General features: G+C 42.1%; 15 protein-coding genes and 1 pseudogene. 9 read left to right on the top strand and 7 right to left on the bottom strand.

Going from position 1 to position 17,890, the window contains the following annotated elements:
- Positions 1-93: 93 nt before the first annotated feature.
- Entirely contained in the window at positions 94-948 is an 855-nt protein-coding gene (locus CQ839_RS09670) for an Rpn family recombination-promoting nuclease/putative transposase (RefSeq protein ID WP_103668070.1), read from the top strand.
- A 135-nt stretch (positions 949-1,083) separates the two neighbouring features.
- On the opposite strand, the gene CQ839_RS09675 is transcribed toward CQ839_RS09670, so the two are convergent.
- The 5 genes and pseudogenes from CQ839_RS09675 to CQ839_RS09695 all read right to left on the bottom strand — a co-directional run bounded on the left by CQ839_RS09675 (position 1,084) and on the right by CQ839_RS09695 (position 3,569).
- Entirely contained in the window at positions 1,084-2,016 is a 933-nt protein-coding gene (locus tag CQ839_RS09675; protein ID WP_103668071.1) for a ribonuclease Z, read from the bottom strand.
- 2 nt (positions 2,017-2,018) lie between these two features.
- Positions 2,019-2,579: an OmpA family protein gene (locus CQ839_RS09680; protein ID WP_103668072.1), complete on the bottom strand. Its 561-nt coding sequence runs from the start codon at positions 2,577-2,579 to the stop codon at positions 2,019-2,021.
- Between the two features lie 2 nt (positions 2,580-2,581).
- The gene (locus CQ839_RS09685; protein WP_103668115.1) at positions 2,582-2,782 is read right to left on the bottom strand and encodes an NAD(P)H dehydrogenase subunit NdhS; all 201 of its coding nucleotides are present in this window, start codon (positions 2,780-2,782) and stop codon (positions 2,582-2,584) included.
- A 342-nt stretch (positions 2,783-3,124) separates the two neighbouring features.
- A pseudogene (locus tag CQ839_RS25890) lies at positions 3,125-3,235 on the bottom strand (type II toxin-antitoxin system YoeB family toxin); the annotation flags it as partial.
- Positions 3,236-3,362: 127 nt separating this feature from the next.
- Entirely contained in the window at positions 3,363-3,569 is a 207-nt protein-coding gene (locus CQ839_RS09695) for a prevent-host-death protein (RefSeq protein ID WP_103668073.1), read from the bottom strand.
- A 461-nt stretch (positions 3,570-4,030) separates the two neighbouring features.
- Here CQ839_RS09695 and CQ839_RS09700 point away from each other — a divergent pair, with 461 nt between their 5' ends.
- The 3 genes from CQ839_RS09700 to CQ839_RS09710 all read left to right on the top strand — a co-directional run bounded on the left by CQ839_RS09700 (position 4,031) and on the right by CQ839_RS09710 (position 6,887).
- The gene (locus CQ839_RS09700) at positions 4,031-5,422 is read left to right on the top strand and encodes an AIM24 family protein (RefSeq protein WP_103668074.1); all 1,392 of its coding nucleotides are present in this window, start codon (positions 4,031-4,033) and stop codon (positions 5,420-5,422) included.
- Between the two features lie 124 nt (positions 5,423-5,546).
- Positions 5,547-6,140: a Uma2 family endonuclease gene (locus tag CQ839_RS09705; protein ID WP_103668075.1), complete on the top strand. Its 594-nt coding sequence runs from the start codon at positions 5,547-5,549 to the stop codon at positions 6,138-6,140.
- A 75-nt stretch (positions 6,141-6,215) separates the two neighbouring features.
- Entirely contained in the window at positions 6,216-6,887 is a 672-nt protein-coding gene (locus tag CQ839_RS09710) for a phosphatase PAP2 family protein (RefSeq protein ID WP_103668076.1), read from the top strand.
- On the opposite strand, the gene CQ839_RS09715 is transcribed toward CQ839_RS09710, so the two are convergent.
- Positions 6,884-7,870: a diacylglycerol kinase family protein gene (locus CQ839_RS09715; RefSeq protein WP_103668077.1), complete on the bottom strand. Its 987-nt coding sequence runs from the start codon at positions 7,868-7,870 to the stop codon at positions 6,884-6,886. The two genes, CQ839_RS09710 and CQ839_RS09715, sit on opposite strands and share 4 nt — an antisense overlap.
- 687 nt (positions 7,871-8,557) lie before the next feature.
- On the opposite strand from CQ839_RS09715, the gene CQ839_RS09720 reads away from it, so the two are divergent.
- Both CQ839_RS09720 and CQ839_RS09725 read left to right on the top strand, forming a co-directional pair.
- Positions 8,558-10,033, top strand: coding sequence for a DNA cytosine methyltransferase (locus CQ839_RS09720; protein WP_103668078.1), 1,476 nt, complete (start codon positions 8,558-8,560; stop codon positions 10,031-10,033).
- Between the two features lie 4 nt (positions 10,034-10,037).
- Positions 10,038-11,231, top strand: a complete 1,194-nt coding sequence (locus CQ839_RS09725) for an MvaI/BcnI family restriction endonuclease (RefSeq protein WP_103668079.1) — start codon at positions 10,038-10,040, stop codon at positions 11,229-11,231.
- Between the two features lie 258 nt (positions 11,232-11,489).
- Here the strand turns inward: CQ839_RS09725 and hemW are convergent, their stop codons facing one another.
- Entirely contained in the window at positions 11,490-12,665 is a 1,176-nt protein-coding gene (gene hemW / locus CQ839_RS09730; protein ID WP_103668080.1) for a radical SAM family heme chaperone HemW, read from the bottom strand.
- A 133-nt stretch (positions 12,666-12,798) separates the two neighbouring features.
- Between hemW and CQ839_RS09735 the strand changes: the two genes are divergently transcribed.
- The 3 genes from CQ839_RS09735 (at position 12,799) to ftsH (ending at position 17,863) form a co-directional block, all read left to right on the top strand.
- Complete coding sequence (locus CQ839_RS09735) at positions 12,799-13,470, top strand: Uma2 family endonuclease (protein WP_103668081.1); 672 nt, start codon at positions 12,799-12,801, stop codon at positions 13,468-13,470.
- A 170-nt stretch (positions 13,471-13,640) separates the two neighbouring features.
- Positions 13,641-15,857, top strand: coding sequence for a caspase family protein (locus CQ839_RS09740; RefSeq protein WP_103668082.1), 2,217 nt, complete (start codon positions 13,641-13,643; stop codon positions 15,855-15,857).
- Between the two features lie 140 nt (positions 15,858-15,997).
- The gene (gene ftsH / locus CQ839_RS09745) at positions 15,998-17,863 is read left to right on the top strand and encodes an ATP-dependent zinc metalloprotease FtsH (RefSeq protein WP_103668083.1); all 1,866 of its coding nucleotides are present in this window, start codon (positions 15,998-16,000) and stop codon (positions 17,861-17,863) included.
- Positions 17,864-17,890 lie beyond the last annotated feature (27 nt).

Genomic DNA, 17,890 nt, shown 5'->3' on the forward strand with positions numbered 1-17,890 from the left:
TAAGTCCCTTGTTTTTCGTTTATTCAGTGCGATCGCTTAAGTTTGCAGCTTATTATTAGCGATCGCTTATCGCTGAGATGATAAAATTCCGCCATGATCGATAACATCTGTAAGTTTTTAGCAGAAAGTTTCTCCGCAGACTTCGCCAGTTGGCTACTTGGCGAAGCAATTACCCTAACTAAACTCGAACCTTCTGAACTCTCAGTCGAGCCAATTCGCGCCGACTCCGTGATATTTCTCGAATCAACCAAAATCATCCTTCATATTGAATTTCAGACCGAGCCAAATAAAAACATCCCCTTCCGCATGGCAGATTATCGGCTGCGGCTATATCGCAAATTTCCCGACAAACAAATCCATCAAGTCGTCATCTATCTCACCCCCAGCCAATCACCCTTAGTCCATGAAAACAAATTTAATATTGGCACGCTCAACCATGAATTTAACGTCATTAGACTATGGGAGCAACCAACAGAAGTATTTCAGCAATACCAAGGACTCTTCCCCTTTGCCACACTATCTCAAACTAATGATCCCGCAGAAATCTTAAGACAAGTTGCCAATCAAATTGAAAATATTGAAGATAAACAGATACAAAGTAACGTAGCTGCATCGACCGCTATAATATCAGGTATAGCCCTGAATAAAGAAATCATCCAAAGATTACTAAGGAGTGAAATCATGAAAGAATCAGTGATTTATCAAGAAATACTACTAGAAGGCAAAGCTGAAGGCAAAGCTGAAGGTATGGTCGAAGGTGAGGCTAAGGGTTTAGCGAAAGCATCTAATCAAATTGCCCTAAATATGCTGCGTTCCAACATTGCTATAGACTTAGTCGCCCAATTTACAGGACTAACCCTAAAACAAGTTCAAAGACTACAAAAGCTTTCCGCGAAACCATCCAAGTTGCCGAAGTCATCAAAAACCAAGCGATTAGAAAAACCTTGATTTATAAATTGCTCAATCCCGAAACAAGAAATCCCTAAAAGTGTTACTTTGCAATACTTTTAGGGATTTCTTTAGGAGCCAAGAGTGCGTGACCAAGCTCATAGGACAATAACGATAAGGTATCTTGAACTGACATCAATTGGCGACAGGTATCTCATAGGTCATGAAGTCGTAAGCAGGAATAGTATTCGCAAAAATCATTCTTGCTTCATTAACTAAATCTTCTAATAGAATAGGATTGCCAGGGGAATAGCGAGGACTAAAATGGGTCATAATTAATTGCTTCGCATTAGCCAATAGAGCCACCTGTGCCGCCATCGTACTAGTGGAATGCAACCGCTGAAATGCCATATCGGAATCTTGATGGGCAAAGGTAGACTCATGGATGAGTACATCAGCATTCTGGGCAAGCTCTACTGAGCTATCACAAAAAATTGTATCCGTGCAATAGGCAATCTTTCGTCCAATTTGAGGAGCGCCACAAAAATCTTTCCCATTGATTTTACGACCATCGGGAAGCGTAACCGTTTTACCCTGTTTCAATTCACCAAAAATAGGGCCTGGAGGGATATTCATGGAGATCGCTTTATCGACATCAAACTTACCAGCGCGATCGCGTTCTACCAAACGATAACCATGCGCCGTCACCTTATGTTTGAGCGGAGCTGCCATCATATAAAATTCTGAATCCTCACAAACTAGCCCCGCTTTGACCTTATGCACCTTGATCGAATAGGAGAGACGTGTCTCGCTGTAGCGCAAACAAGCATCGAGATAGTCTCCTAAACCTGATGGGCCATAAATATCAATGTGGCTAACATTCCCCGCCATGCCACAACTTGCCAACAATCCTGGCAAACCAAAAATATGATCGCCATGCATATGCGTAACAAAAATTTTCGTGATTTGGCTGATTTTTACATCACTTCGCAGCAACTGGTGCTGGGTTGCCTCGCCACAATCGAGCAACCAAACTTCGGCACGTTGAGGTAGCCGTACCGCCACACTGGAGACATTGCGCCCGCGTGTAGGCACGCCTGAACTAGTACCGAGAAAGGTGATTTGCATATCTAGTCATCAACAAAAATCTCGATGCGGCGGTTACCTTTACTATTACTGTCACCAGCACTGCTAGCCAAAGGACGACTAGCACCATAGCCAACTACCATCCAATAATAGGTTTGTTCGCCACGCAGTCTTGCCAAATATTCCCTAACTGCTGAGGCTCGTAAATAGGATAGAGTTAGCGCGTCCCCAGCATTGCTTACATCCATATGCCCATTAATCCTTACCCTCTTGCCTGTTGCCAATGGCAATTGGGCTGCAACTTCATCTAGTAAGCGAAAACTTTCTGGACGAATACTGGCTTTATTTGCCTCAAACAAAGCATCAGCAGAGAGGGTAAATTGCTGCTTCTTGTAATTTAAAAAGTTAAATGAAGGTTGCCATACTAAATCTGGACGAACGAATGAGATCGCTAAACCAATACTCAGTCCAGCGATCGCACTCACGCCCAAAACAGCGCTACGAATCAAAAAGGTGACCGCAGAGCGCCCCGTTTGCCTTAAATTGCCAGACGGCTTACCCGAAGATTTACCTATTGACTTATCTGGAGTCGGTAAATTTTCCACAGTTATTTCTTCTTTGCCTTAGAACTAACAGTCGTATCGATCAGTTCTAACTCCGTTGCTCGAAACGATACAATCTTTTCCCAGTTACCGCCACCAAAAATCACGGCAACACGTTCGTCGGTCACCCGTTGTACCTGTCCTTGAAAACCATAATAGGTGTCACCTTCATTGACTACCCGCACCGCAGAACCCGGAAAAATGATTGGCTGCATACTCTTTTCAAAACTCCTTACTATGCGTTTAACTAGGTTCACTCTAGCAAAATTACTTGAATTTTAAAAAGGTAATCTTCAAAGACATGAAAATTGCCCCTTAATTTATCCCAGCAAATCGGCTAAATCTTTAAAATAACAGTTTACTCGCTTTAGCGATCGCAGTCATGCTGATTAGTCTAATAGGTCTACCTGTTTCCTTCATATCATCAACGATTTTACTGATTGCTTTACCTATATCGTTTTTGGGTCTTGCTGCCCTTACCTTAATCCTAGCAACAAGCCATTGCCAAAGAGCAACCCGACAAACAGCAGAATCGCTAACAATAAGTTTTAGTAGTGAAAGCGACAGGTCAGAATTCTGATTTGATCGTCTAGAACTTCATAAGCTAGATGATGTTCTTGATCAATACAGCGTGACCAAAAGCTAGACAGATCGTGTTTTAGAGCTTCAGGCTATCCTATACATTCAAATGGATTACGTTGGACTTCACGAATCAGTTTGATGGTTATCAAAGCTTTTTTACAATCATTTTCAATCCACTAAGCTAAATCCTCAAAAGCATCTGCATCAAATTCCAAGTTTTTCACAGGCTGATTCCAAAGAGATTCCATCTTGTCGTTTTCTGGCTGCAAGCAGTCTTTCTTTCATGGATGGACTATTGAGTAAATAGGCAGTTTCTCTTTCTGCCATTAGTTCTTGCCAAAAAGCAACGGGGACAACTACAGAAACTGTTTGCCCTTCTGAATCGCAAACGTATTGTAATGCGTTAGTCATAACAGCCAATATTAAGTTACTGGATTAATCATAATTTATAACTGATCGCCCCTCATCACCCATAAAACCCGATCACCTATTTCTCCAATCATCCAGCGATCACACCCTCACCACTCAACACCCGATCGCATATTCCCCCAAATCAAACAGCGATCGCCCCTCACCACCCACAAACCCCGATCGCCAATTTCTCCACATCAAACAGCGATCGCATATCTCTTTATCATTCACATAGATATCGTTGACGTTTTCGGCAATTGAGATTAAATGCGATTCTGAGGATTAGGACTTAAGACAAATTTTTGACTGTGATTGCTGAGAATAATACTAATGGTGGTGGTAATCATGTCTAATTTCTGTTAAAAGTAACGTACAGTTTTCACAAGTAAATTTGCCATATGCAACGCCGAAAATTGCTTGAAAAACGAGTACGATAACTATTATTTAGACAACAACATCTCATGAAACTGATATTAGCTATCGTTTTATGGCTGAGCAATAAAATTATTGTCATTCTTTCTCTTTTTGCGGTATTGACAATCTTATTTACTGCAAATGATACTCTCAGACCATTAGGTCAGAATCTTTGGGAGCAATTTTCAGGGAAGGATGGGCAGGAAGTTGTTGATAAACTAAATGATGATATCAACAAACTAAATGATGATATTAAGGAGATTGAACGCACTACAACACCACAACTGAAAATAGATCTTGATCGTGAAAAGAACAATATCAAACTCCGCATTAAAGAAGAATGTGAGACGGAGGTTCCATGGTATGAATTTTATCGTTTGGATAAGCATTGGCTAAAAGAGCAACAGGAGCCAGCTTGTAAAGCCCTGAAAGACAGTCAGGTATTTTCTGAGCGCCTAGACAGAGAATATCTTGAACGCGAGAAAAAACTAAAGGATCTCATGAGGCAACTGGAGCCAAAACGTCTACAACTTAAAAATGCGGAACAAAAACTGGGTGGAGTATGGAAATTATTGGAAATAAATTTTCAAGAGAATTGGATACATATTTCTTACATCATTTTTCTGGTCTTATTTGCTTCTCCTTTATGGAAGATCTGGTGCTTTTATGGAATTGCTCCTTTCGCAGAAAAGTCGCCACCTATCCAATTAACTGATCCAATGACCAATGGAAATATGGTCTATAAAGAAGCAAAAAAGACAGTTAGTATTACAGTTGATCGACCTAATCCTTTATGTATGCGGATGGATTATATGAATCAATATGATCGTAATTTGGTTAAGCGAACACGATTGTTTTGGAAATGGTCTGCACCATTCATCAGTTATGCATCGGGATTGTTTGAGCTAACAGAATTTACTACTAAAAATATAGTTGAAGATGGAACTGTTGTTTTATCTCCTAAAACCGTAAGCAATTATATTACTGAAATAGAATTACAACAACATCATGGACTTGTTATTCATCCTTATTGTATTGTTGGAATCTCTGGGGATATTCAAGTAAAGACTCAATGGGTATGGAGCTTTCATAGTTGGCTAACAGGTCAACATCGGTACATTATTTTTTATGGGACAGGAAAGCTTTATTTAGAAGGAAGTGGAGGGATATATGTCATGGAAGCATCTCCAGCAAAGACGAGTGTTGAAAGTCATTTATTGATAGGTTTTGATAGCCGATTAGGATATTCAACGATCCGTACAGAGACATTTTGGCCGTATTTTCGTAACAAAGTTTCGTTAATTGATAATCAATTTTCTGGAAAAGGAGTATTTTTACGACAAGCAGTTGCTCCTGTAAAAGCACTTACTCCAATAGAAAAGAATTTTCAGTTTATTAGTAATCTTACTAGCATCGTCGGAAAATTTTTTGGTTTCTAGAATTAGGCTGTAAGCGATCAAACCCTCACCACCCAAACCCCGATCGTCTAAATCTCAACATCAAACGGCGATCATCAAACACTATTTCTGATTATAATGAATATAAAAATTGTGGGCAAAATGTATGATTTCTGCTACTTTATCGCCTAGCCTATCACCTACAGAATATCTAGAGTGGGAAGTAACACAAGAAGGTAGATATGAGTATGAGTATGGAGAGGTTATCGAGGTGACAGGTGGAAAGCTTGAAAATAATGAAATTGCTCTTAATTTAATTGTATTGCTCCGAAGTCATTTACGTGGTAAAGGTTGTCGTATCCTTGGTGGTGATGCGAAACTCATGACCATTCCGAGCAATGTTTATTACTTTCCTGATGTGGTTGTTAGTTGTGATTCTCGCGATCGCTATGCTAGGGAGTTCCTACAATATCCTTGTTTAATTGCGGAAGTCTTGTCCCCTGCTACAGAAAATCGTGATCGCGGGATTAAGTTACGCAACTATCTCAAGATCGACTCATTGCAAGAATATATGCTCATCAATTCAGATTTTCCGAGTATTGAGTTCTATCGTCGTAGAACTTGTACAGAGGTTTGGGAATATCTAACAATTAATAGTTCTGATTTAACCGTTAACGATCCCGAAGTTCAACTAACTAGCATAGATCTTAATCTTCCGCTATCACTCATTTATGAAAATGTTGATTTTAAGCAATCCTAAGCGCCTATTTCCTAAATAATGAATAGCCTATAATACTTGTTAAATCACATTAATTTTTATATTTGGAGATTGCCGATGGTGCAGGTTAGTACTCGTCTTTACTGGTTGTTCCAATCACTCATTGCTTTCACTCCCTATCTGCTGGCAGGTTTGCTAGCAGGCACACTCGTTTTAGCGCTAGGTGTTTTCATTGCTCGTTTCCTTCTCTGGGATTGGTTACTACCTTTTGAAGAGTTGTGCTTGTTGACTCTCAAAGAATGGACTAATCCAACCCTAGACCGATATATGCTGACTCTAACTTGGATGGCACAAGGCGAAATTACCATTCCTATACTCATAGCGATCGCAGGAATTCTTATTTATCGTGACGAGGCAGTTCCAGCTCTGATTTTAGCGATCGGGCTAAGCGGTTCATGGTTGCTTAATGGGATTTTCAAGTCTTTCTTTCGACGTAAAAGACCTGATCTATGGGCTTCTTCTAAACGTCCGATGGATTACAGTTATCCCAGCGGTCATTCCATGAGTGCAGTTTCCTTTTACGGTTTATTAGCGGCGATCTTAACGCAGTCTCTAAGTATTCCTTTAGGACTTACTGTTCCCTTAGCTGCGTTTTTAACCTTGGGGGTGGGCTTTAGTCGAGTGTATTTTGGGGTGCATTGGCCAACAGATGTCCTGAGTGGATGGGTTGCAGGCGGCATATGGCTTGCATCCTGCTTATACGGACTAGTTCAAATTAGTGGAATTTAAACTGAGATTGATGGGCGATCAGTGGAAATGCTGCCAGCTTGCTCTGTCAAACCATAGCTATTGTTTTCGTCAGCGAACTTTAATAGCAACTCAGGCGTAGGAACACAAATCAAAAGAGCATCTGGAACCACTTCCACAGTGATGGGAGTAACGCCTAGATACTGTCCATCGGCATGAACTTCTAAGGGTGGATAACTCTTAATCTCAATTTTAGCAGCGCGATGAGTCTTGAGCCGCTCATGGGGAAGACGTTCACCCTGCATAGCTTTAAAGAAATGACGCATATGATCCCATTTGGAGGGGTTATCAATATACACTACGTCCAGCTTGCCATCATTCATTTTTGCGTCAGGCGCTAAGGCAAACTGCACCCCATAGCGAGGACTGTTGCAAATATTGACTTGCAAGATGCGTAAACGACGCATCCGTCTGCCATCGAGGCGCAAGACCAAGCGGTGTTGTTTAAACTGCAAAAAAGTTTGGATGCCTGAAAAGACACTTTTAAAAGCAGCCCAATAATTTTTCTTGATTCCTTCTTTGACTTCATCTCCACAAGGAAAGAGGGTCGCTTCTAGCCCCACGCCTACCACTTCCACAAAGTATTGATTGTTTGCCTTGCCCATATCAAACCGACCACGCACTCCCTCTACCAGAGTCTGGATAGCTTGAGATAAATCGTTGGGAATGTTTAAGCTTGCGGCAATGTTATTACGTGTTCCCATCGGAATAATACCTAGCACCGTTTGAGTATGCATTAATCCTCGCGCTACGGCTTCAATCGTGCCATCACCTCCCGCTACAATCACAAGTTCAGCACCTGCTTTAGCAGCCTCAGCCGCAAGTCCCTCACCATCCTCATCGGGAGAAGTCGTACAGAGTTCAACTTCAATGCCTTGATTGTGCAAAGCATCGACAATTTCAGTTGACAGATCAGGTTTGTCAGCAGGGCCAGAAGTGGGATTGATGATGAGTCGGGTATGCATCTCTGTCGTTTTCCTATTGGTTTGAAGTTGGAAATATTAGGATAAAAGCCTGCTCATGCACACTTACTTAACAAAAAGTCTACAGTTCATTGTTTTAGATACGTCCAAAAAATGAGCCAATAGATCTAAAGTCTACGGACTATAGCAGTTTGTTGAGACTTTCCCTTCCCTCTATAAGCTGATATACCGAACTGACTACCCTACCGCCCCATAAAGGAATTTCCCAATTAAACTTATCAGCGATCGCCCCCTACACCCACAACACCAATCACCTAAATCTCAACGTCAAACAGCGATCGCCCCTCACAACCCAACACCCGATCGCCTATTCCTTCAAATCAAACTGCGATCGCCCCTCAACACCCATAAAATCCAAACGCCTTTTCCCTCAAATCAAACAGCGATCTCCCCTCAATATCCATAAAACCCGATCGCCTACTCCCACATCAAACAGCGATCGCCCCTCACAACCCAACACCCGATCGCTTTTTTCCCACATCAAACAGCGATCGCCCACTCATCACCCAAAAAACCGATTGTCTATTCCCTAAAACCAAACAGCGATCGCACTCTCCTCACCCCAAACCCGATCGCATATTCCCTCATCAAACAGCGAGCATACAAAAAATATGTAACGGATATTTTTCCCTATTCACACTAATTGTAGGTTTGATGTAGTATTAGGAAATGAAATATATTGATTTATTCTCTGGATGTGGCGGTCTCTCACTGGGGCTTGAGAAAGCAGGTTTTAAACTGTTGTTGGCAGTTGAAAAGTCACCTATGGCTGCCGAGACATTTTATCATAATTTCATAAATCGAATAAAGTCACAAGATGAGTGGATCGCATACAACAACCTAACGATTGAAGAACAATTTCGTCGTAAGTTAATTGTTAATGAAGTGAGCGCGGTTCTTGAGAATATAAACATAATGGAGAACCTTGAAAGCGAAGGTATTGACCTAATTGCAGGTGGTCCACCTTGTCAAGGGTTCTCAATGGCAGGAAAAAGAAATCCAAGAGATTTACGCAATCAGTTGCCTTGGCAATTTTTAGAAATGGTTGAGAGGTTACACCCTAAAGCTGTACTGATTGAAAATGTTTTGGGTATAAAACAGAATTTTAATAAGCATGGTGAAAAAGCTCCAATTGACGAGATCAATTCGGCTTTACATGAATTATGGCCAGGTTACGTGACTCAACTTGTTGAAGTAAATGCTATGCATTTTGGTGTTCCGCAGTATAGACCTCGTGTCATGATTTTGGGTATTCGTTCTGATATTGCAGACAAACTTAACCTCGAAATATGGGAGGGATTTTGGAAGTCGGCTTTTGATATTGAGCCACCAGTGATTGGATATAAACGACCAACTTTAGCTCCAGTTACTACTTGCGAAAAACCACTTACTGTTCGTGATGCATTGTGGGATTTAAAAGGTAGTAAATATGCTTTGTCAGCTAAAGATAATCGTTACAATTCTCCCAGTGCTTCTTATGCAAGGCTAATGCGTGAGGATTTTAGTTGGATGTCACCGCAAATCGTTAAATCTATACAACTAAACACACTAGAAAATAGTGGTTTGCGTAACCATTCAGAAAATATAGCTGATAGGTTTAGGTTGTACCAGATATTTCAAAAATATGGTGTGCCAGTAAAAATCTTTAATGTAGCAGCAAACTCCTCTTTATCTGCTCTTGAGAGAAAACAACTAATTCAAGGTGAAATAGTTAAGATAAAATTGCCAGCAAAAGCCCCTGACGGGAAAATTTTGGGAAAAGATATAGAGGAATTATTTGAACGGGTGATGAGTCTTTCGACGAAAAAGCATAGTCAGCGCCCATTAAAATGGGATTCTCCTTCACCAACTGTTCTATCTCTTCCAGATGATTTTGTTCATCCTAACGAAGCTCGAACTATGTCTGTACGAGAAATGGCGAGGCTACAGTCATTTCCTGATAGTTTTGTTTTTAGGGCAAAAGAAACAACTGGCAGCTTACGTCGGAGATTTGAAATTCCTCAATATACGCAAGTGGGAAACGCAGTACCACCATTAATGGCTGAAGCAGTCGGAAAAAAAATATTTGAACTTCTTAAAAAAGCGCTCAAATTCACTATGAAACCTTGTCAGGTGTCACAAAATCTAGAGAAACAAGCTAGTTAACTTGATGAGACCATTTAATCTTTTAGAAGAAAAAAACATCAAAATCTTAACTAGTGAAAACATCGAGATGTGTTTCTTGATGCCTACAGCTACAGGCTTACAAAAATCTATTATGGATGCAACGACTCTATTCAGGCTTTTTCTATATGAGCGTGGTATTCATGATTATGGTACGCAGGGACAAGGACCACAACACAAACAAATTATACGTTCCCATATTGCATCAGAAAATGGATTTATTTCTAGTCAGGCTTCTTTGTATCGTCCTATTACCAAAAATGGCGATCCACGTATCTGGTTCACTGGATTGAAGAAATATGCTGATACCAACGATATACTTGGTATTTTTGTGTTTGAGATGGAACTATATGTTCTTAATCTAACAAAACTTGATATTGAGCAAATTCTGAATGGAATAATTGTTACGCCAGTTGCAGATCTGATCCGTAGTATTAGTCAAAGTGCAAACAAAGTTGCTCAAGAGTTACTTTTTAAAATTAGAACAATTGCTGCACGCGGACAAATTCAGGCTATTGGAACAGGTGATACAGCAATTGGGCGGACATTGGAAACTTTGTTAGGTATTGCGATGAACTCTCGCCAAGAACCAGATTATAAAGGTATTGAGTTGAAATCATTTCGTGACAAACGAGGAAACCGTAAAACATTGTTTGCAAAAGTTCCAGATTGGAATCTTAGTAAATTCAAAAGTTCAGCAGAAATTCTTAATCAATTTGGGTATAAACGTGGAGATGATTTCAAGCTTTACTGTACAGTCAGTACTTTGAAGCCTAATTCCCAAGGGCTATTTTTAAGAATTGATGCAAAGTTGGATCAACTTATTGAAACTAGTCAAGAATTAAAAATTGGTGATTTTGCCATTTGGCAATTAGCGACACTTCATGCTGAACTCAAAAAGAAGCATAAGGAGACCTTTTGGATTGCCGCTGATTCCGTTACTATTAATGAAGTTGAGTATTTCTGTTTTACAAAAATAGAACATACACGTAGTCCCATTGTGTCCCAATTCGATTTATTGCTAGAACAGGGAATAATTACTCTTGATCATCTTATTAAGAGGACGAGTAATGGAAAAACGATTAAAGAACGTGTAAGTGAGAAAGGTCCTTTATTTAAAATTAAACCAGATAAACTTGAACTGCTTTTCCCTCCAAGCGTGAAGTATAGCCTCAGGTAAATTTACGATCATCATCGCTTTTAACAGAACCATCGAAGGATGGGCAAAAGCGATCGCCGAAACTAGCAGCCGATGGACAGATAAAAAGCATGAATTACTGGATTTGATAACGAGTTTGGGATTTACCGTTGTGAAAGAGCAAACAGGCAATCGATTCCTTTACATCAATGCCACTAAGCCACTGATCTCACTCATCTAAAAGGAATTAGCTACTCCCTCCACCTTTCCAACACAGCGGTCGCATATCAAACCTTAAACCTACAAATTCTCGTACAAATCAGCAATGACGATATCAGAAAACAACCAACCATTGGGCGAAACTAACATAATACAAACATCCTCAGACTGTTCCACAAACCTGACCCAATCCTTCTCACGATAGCGATCGAGAATCCGCAAGGCGCGATCGCATAATTCTTTCCCATAGGATTCTTGCAACGCATTCAAACTCAAACCTTCCGCCAATCGTAAACCCTGCATGAGTGAGTCCATTAGCTCCTCCTTAGGCTCGATCATCGGAGCCGTAAATCCAATTCCTGTACTTTGCCAGAGCGCGATCGCATCGAGATATTGGCGCATCTTTTGAGGGCGATCGATTCTTTGGCGATCGATGTAACTGGTTGCACCCATGCCCATGCCATAAAAAGGCTGATTGTGCCAATAGGTCAAATTATGTTTTGACTGATAACCAGATTGAGCATAATTCGAGATTTCATAATGTTCATAACCCGCAGATGGAAGTAACTCATGGGCTGATATATACATCTCAACCGTATGGGATTCCGTTGGCAATGGATTGTCACCTGCTTGATATCGTTTTCCAAAGGCAGTTCCTTCTTCGATAGTGAGATCGTAAATGGATAAGTGTTTAGGCTCTAATGCGATCGCCTTCTGAAGCGAATCTTGCCAATCTGCCATCGATTGATGGGGTAGCCCTGAAATTAGATCCAAACTGAAGTTCTCAAAGCCAGCATTCTTAATTGCATCCACGGCTTCATAGATATCCGCAACACTATGACCACGCCCACAGACATCTAATAACTCTTGCTGAAAAGCCTGTGCACCCAGACTGATTCGATTCACACCCAAACTACGATAACCTTGCAAACTCTCCAGACTCACTGTTCCCGCATTCGCTTCGAGAGAGATATCAACATTAGGAGCGATCGCAAAATATTTTGCGATCGCTCCTAGAATTTGCTCAAGCTGCTTTACCGATAGCAAAGATGGCGTTCCACCACCAAAAAAGATCGTTTGCAAAGCTTCCAATGGTGGAATCTCCGCGACAGTGAGCGCAATTTCTTGACATAGCACATCAACATATTGCTGTTTAAGATTCTCACCGCCAGTAGTAATCGCGAAGTCACAATAAAAACAGCGTCGCTTGCAAAAGGGAATATGTATATATAGCGATTTAGGAAAGGTTTGGCTCAAGATATCGATACGCTAATTAATCAAAGGTTAGCGCGAAGTGCCAACCTTTGATTATTGGATAAAGAGATTATATAATTAGATTTAGCTACTTGGCGATCGCGAATTTATCAACCCCAAATACCGATCAAAAACTATGACCAACACAATCTCCAAATTAGAAATCATCTATCCTAGTAGCGATGGGCAACCGATGGCAGAAAGTACCGAGCATTATCAATGGATCGTCACGATTGAAGGCGGATTAGAGGCTCTTTTTAAAGACAACAATGATGTATTCATCGCGGGAGATTTGCTTTGGTATCCTGTGGAGGGGCAGTCAGAAATTCGTCGCGCTCCTGATGTGATGGTCGCGTTTGGTAGACCCAAGGGCGCAAGAGGTTCCTACATTCAACACCTCGAAGAAGGAATTGCACCTCAGGTAGTATTTGAGGTGTTATCTAGGGGAAATCGAATTTCAGAGATGGCAAGAAAGTTTGAGTTCTATCAAACCTATGGTGTTGAGGAATACTATGTTTACGATCATCTTGCCAATGATTTAGTAGGTTGGTTAAGAAATCATGATGATCACCATCTCGAACCAATTGCCGATATCCAAAATTGGACAAGTCCTCGCTTAGGAATTCGTTTTGAACTCACCGATGAAACTCTCAAGATTTTTCAGCCTGATGGCACAAGGTTTTTAACTTATCTCGAACAAGCTGAACAAGCTGAGACTGAAAAAATCGCCAAAGAACAAGCTCTAGATACGATCGCAAAATTTGCTGCTAAGCTCCGAGAAATTGGTGTTGATCCAGAAAATCTTTAACAAAAAATGAGATAAAACGCAAAGTGTCTCATCTCATTTTTTCATTTGAGTAATTCTACTCATTGAAAAATCTAGTTGAAAATTTTGCAAAACAACTGAAAAGAGTTGGCTTGCATCGGCTTTAATTAAAGGAGCGATCGCAAAAAAACAAAGGAAATCACGGCAGAAATATGGGAATTGCGCGGCGACAATTCTTACAAGCAGGACTGACTAGTCTGATCGGATGGCAATTTCTCACCCGCGATCGCGTGGCATTTGCTGCCGATCAATATGTTCGTCAAATGACTGCCTCAACGCCACGTAAACGAGCGCTATTGATAGGGATTAATCAATATGACGCTAAAGAGGAACCGCAAAATTTATTGTCAGCAACAGCGAATGGATGGTTGCCTTTGCATGGTTGCGTCAATGACGTGGAGTTACAAAAGGAATTACTAATTCATCGCTTTGGCTTTGCGCCCCAAGATATTGTGACGCTGACCGATCTTGATGCCACCCGCAGTAACATTGCCGATGCGATCGCGACTCATTTAGTTGCCCAGACTTTGCCCGATGATTTAGTAATCGTTCACTTTAGCGGACATGGTTCACGTCTCGGTAATTACAATACGCTTGTGCCTGTGGATAGTAGCTTGCCTCAAAATCTGGAAAACCTGCGGGACATTACGGAACAGGAATGGCAGGGGTGGCTGCAAGCGATCGCCACGGATCGGATTTTGAATATTATTGATGCAGGCTTTTACTACCCGAATGTATCGGCAATTGGCAATTTCCGTTTGCGATCGCGAGTTGGGCTAAAAAACTGGCAACCACCGACGGTCACAGAGCCGAGCGAGCAACCCATTGATCAGAAACTAATCGGCACAACCCTACGCGCAGCCTCAGGCGATATGCTCTGTGCCGATGCTCAATGGTCAGGCTTTAGTAGTGGCGCATTTACCTACGCTTTAGTGCAGCAACTATGGCAGATCGTTCCTGCGACGAAGATCAATGTGGTGATGAGTGATCTTGCCACCACCCTCGATCGCCGTGCTTTGCACAATGACAATCTCACCATCGAGAAACAAGTTACGAATATGTGGGAAGTTGAAGCGGCGAAGCAAAAGGCGATCTCTACTAGCACCTTTGCTGAGATGTTACCAATTCCTGACTTTGGTTCTGATGGCGTGATTATTAATAGCAGCGATCGCCATACAGCAGATGTCTATTTGGCAGGTTTACCGATCGCCGTTTTGAGTAACTATGCGGTTGGGGCAATTTTGAATGTGGTGGGAGCGACAAGTGCCCAGATAGCTAATCAAGCAGAAACAGCGTCTATTCTAAAATCGATTCCATCTAATCCACAAGCAACAGTTCAACTCAAATCGCGCAATGGATTTAACGGCAAAATTGAAGTTTTAAATGATTACAGCATCAATCCCAAATTGGAAACAGGGCAATTACTTCAGGAAGTAATGCGCGCAATTTCGCACAATGTCCAATTAGCGATCGCCCTTGATGTGGGCTTGAGCAAAATTGAGCGTGTTGATGCCACCAGTGCCTTCTCGACCATGCCAAATATGTTTGGCGTAAATGCCAATGAACAATGCGCGGATTGCCTATTTGGGGTGCAGTCAGCAAGCTATGGTTTATTTACAGTCGGACATACACCGATTCTTGGCTCCTTTGGTTCTGTGGGAGAGTCGGTAGGTGTGGCGATTAAGCGCTTACAACCTTTTCTTGAAAGCCTCCTTGCTGCCAAACTGATCCATACTACTGAAAATCAAGCCGCAACCCATCTCGATGTACGTGTCACGCTCAAAGCCATGATCGGTGTCGATGAAAGAGCCGTCACTGTGGCTAGCAAATCTGCGGCGCGTGCTGCGCTAATTCCTGTAAATACAGTCAGCAATATCGTAAGGACTAAACCAATTAATATCGGCGATCGACTCGAATGTGAGATCGAAAACTTTAGCGATCAGCCGCTATATATGCGAATTTTCTGCCTCGATCCGCGCAGCAAGATTCTCACACCCAACTTCATCGCCACTCCCTACGCCAACGATGGCATCATTCCACCATCGGAAACTTTAACTATTCCCTATCCCAAAGCGCCAATGAATTGGGCTGTCTCTGCTCCTAAAGGCATGGTCGATGTTTATATTGTGATTAGCCGATCGCCACTTTTACAGGTTGCCAAAATTTTAGAAGCCTCGCAACGTCAAGCTTCATCTCTAAATGGATTAATTTCTATTCCCAATCCGTTACAAGTCGCACAATGTCTACTAGATGATCTCGATCGCGCAGGCAAGCCTTCAGATTTTGGCAATGCCGCTAATATAAATGACACATGGATGTTAGATGTCCAACAATGGGCAACCTTCAATTTCAATTATCAAGTTGCGTGAAACAAAAAGTGGCGCGATGCGGTGCTTTTTAATCTTTATCTTCCTAGCGATACAGGCGGCTATCCCTACGTTTTCAGTCTAGCGTCCGTAAACCATCATTTCTATAATGACTTTAGCAACAAATCTTAAAGTATAAAAAAATGGCTGTAAAAAAAGAAGACCCCAAGCGATCGCGTGCTCGTCTGATTGGCAATGTCCTATTGCTGATCGGTGCAGGATTGCTAATTATAAATATATTTTTACCAAACTTATTTGCGCCTCCCGTAGCGCGTGTACCCTATAGCCTCTTCGTGCATGAAATCGAAGAAGGACATGTAGCACGCGTATATATCGGACAAGACCAAATCACCTATCAATTAAAAGGTGTCACTCCTGATATCCCTGGTGATGTGATTTCCACCACCCCAATTTTTGACTTAAATCTCCCCGAAAGACTCGAAAAGAGTGGCGTAGAATTTGCCGCCGCACCTGTGCAAAAGTCTGGCTGGTTCGGCACATTACTTAGCTGGGTAATTCCTCCATTAATCTTTGTGGGTATTTTCCAACTCTTTAGTCGTAACGGTGGCGGCGGCGGTGCACCTGGTGGCTTGCAAATTGGTAAGAGTAAAGCCAAGGTCTATGTCGAAGGCGAAGCGACTAAAACCATGTTTAGCGATGTTGCAGGTGTCGATGAAGCTAAGCAAGAACTTCAAGAAATTGTGCAGTTCCTGAAAACTCCTGAGAAGTACACCAAGATCGGCGCAAGGATTCCTAAAGGCGTATTGCTCGTTGGCCCTCCAGGTACTGGTAAAACTTTGCTTGCCAAAGCAGTTGCTGGTGAAGCAGGTGTTCCTTTCTTCAGCATCTCTGGTTCTGAATTTGTAGAACTCTTTGTCGGTGTTGGTTCTTCACGAGTACGTGACTTATTCGAGCAAGCCAAAAAACAATCGCCTTGTATCATCTTTATCGATGAACTTGATGCGATCGGTAAGGCTCGTTCTAGCGGTGGTATGTACGGCGGTAACGATGAGCGCGAACAAACTCTCAATCAGTTGCTCACGGAAATGGATGGCTTTGGTGTTGATGGAACGACAGTGATCGTTCTCGCCGCAACCAACCGTCCTGAAACCCTTGACCAAGCATTGTTACGTCCAGGTCGTTTCGATCGCCAAGTCTTAGTCGATCGCCCTGATAAGAGTGGACGCTTAGCAATTCTCAAAATCCATGCTGCGAAAGTCACCCTCGACAAGAGTGTTGACCTAGAAACGATCGCTACTCGTACTTCTGGCTTTGCGGGTGCTGACCTTGCCAACCTCGTTAACGAAGCGGCGCTGCTTGCGGCTCGTGCTGGACGTGAAACTGTCTTGCTTGAGGACTTTGCTGAAGCCGTCGAACGAGTTGTTGCTGGTCTAGAAAAGAAGAGTCGCGTTCTCAATGAGAACGAGAAGCGGATTGTTGCCTATCACGAAGTTGGTCATGCTCTAGTAGGAGCGCTTAACTCTAGTAGCGGCAAAGTTGAGAAAATCTCAATCGTGCCTCGCGGTATGGCGGCTCTCGGCTACACCTTGCAACTGCCAACAGAAGATCGCTTCCTGTTAAGCAAAGAAGAAATCGAAGCCCAAATTGCGACTCTTCTCGGTGGGCGATCGGCCGAAGAAATCATTTTTGGTAGCATCACCACTGGTGCATCGAATGATCTCCAACGTGCTACAGACCTTGCTGACAAGATGGTAACTAGCTACGGCATGAGCGAAGTTTTGGGACCACTTGCCTATCAGAAGCAACAAAATCAATTCCTTGGTGGTATGGAGATGGCACGCAATGTCAGCCCTGCAACTTCGGAAGCGATCGACAAGGAAATCAAAACTATCGTCGAAAATGCTCATGCAAAGGCGCTCGCGATTCTCAATGCCAATCGTGATTTGCTAGAGTCAATCTCTGAGAAGCTTTTAGAAACAGAAGTAATCGAGGGTGAATTCCTGACTGGTTTGCTAGCTCAAGTTAAACCTGCTGAAGTTAACGTATAACTTTCTCAATTCATTACAAAAAAGCCG

It is taken from the genome of Pseudanabaena sp. BC1403, from assembly GCF_002914585.1.
Classification (GTDB): Bacteria; Cyanobacteriota; Cyanobacteriia; order Pseudanabaenales; family Pseudanabaenaceae; genus Pseudanabaena.

What these genes read in the sequence shown, in the direction of transcription:
- CQ839_RS09670 (WP_103668070.1), top strand. Translation starts at nt 94, where the DNA reads ATGATCGATAACATCTGTAAGTTTTTAGCAGAAAGTTTCTCCGCAGAC.
- CQ839_RS09675 (WP_103668071.1), bottom strand. Translation starts at nt 2,016, where the DNA reads ATGCAAATCACCTTTCTCGGTACTAGTTCAGGCGTGCCTACACGCGGG.
- CQ839_RS09695 (WP_103668073.1), bottom strand. Translation starts at nt 3,569, where the DNA reads ATGACTAACGCATTACAATACGTTTGCGATTCAGAAGGGCAAACAGTT.
- CQ839_RS09700 (WP_103668074.1), top strand. Translation starts at nt 4,031, where the DNA reads ATGAAACTGATATTAGCTATCGTTTTATGGCTGAGCAATAAAATTATT.
- CQ839_RS09705 (WP_103668075.1), top strand. Translation starts at nt 5,547, where the DNA reads ATGATTTCTGCTACTTTATCGCCTAGCCTATCACCTACAGAATATCTA.
- CQ839_RS09710 (WP_103668076.1), top strand. Translation starts at nt 6,216, where the DNA reads ATGGTGCAGGTTAGTACTCGTCTTTACTGGTTGTTCCAATCACTCATT.
- CQ839_RS09715 (WP_103668077.1), bottom strand. Translation starts at nt 7,870, where the DNA reads ATGCATACCCGACTCATCATCAATCCCACTTCTGGCCCTGCTGACAAA.
- CQ839_RS09720 (WP_103668078.1), top strand. Translation starts at nt 8,558, where the DNA reads ATGAAATATATTGATTTATTCTCTGGATGTGGCGGTCTCTCACTGGGG.
- CQ839_RS09725 (WP_103668079.1), top strand. Translation starts at nt 10,038, where the DNA reads ATGAGACCATTTAATCTTTTAGAAGAAAAAAACATCAAAATCTTAACT.
- CQ839_RS09735 (WP_103668081.1), top strand. Translation starts at nt 12,799, where the DNA reads ATGACCAACACAATCTCCAAATTAGAAATCATCTATCCTAGTAGCGAT.
- CQ839_RS09740 (WP_103668082.1), top strand. Translation starts at nt 13,641, where the DNA reads ATGGGAATTGCGCGGCGACAATTCTTACAAGCAGGACTGACTAGTCTG.
- ftsH (WP_103668083.1), top strand. Translation starts at nt 15,998, where the DNA reads ATGGCTGTAAAAAAAGAAGACCCCAAGCGATCGCGTGCTCGTCTGATT.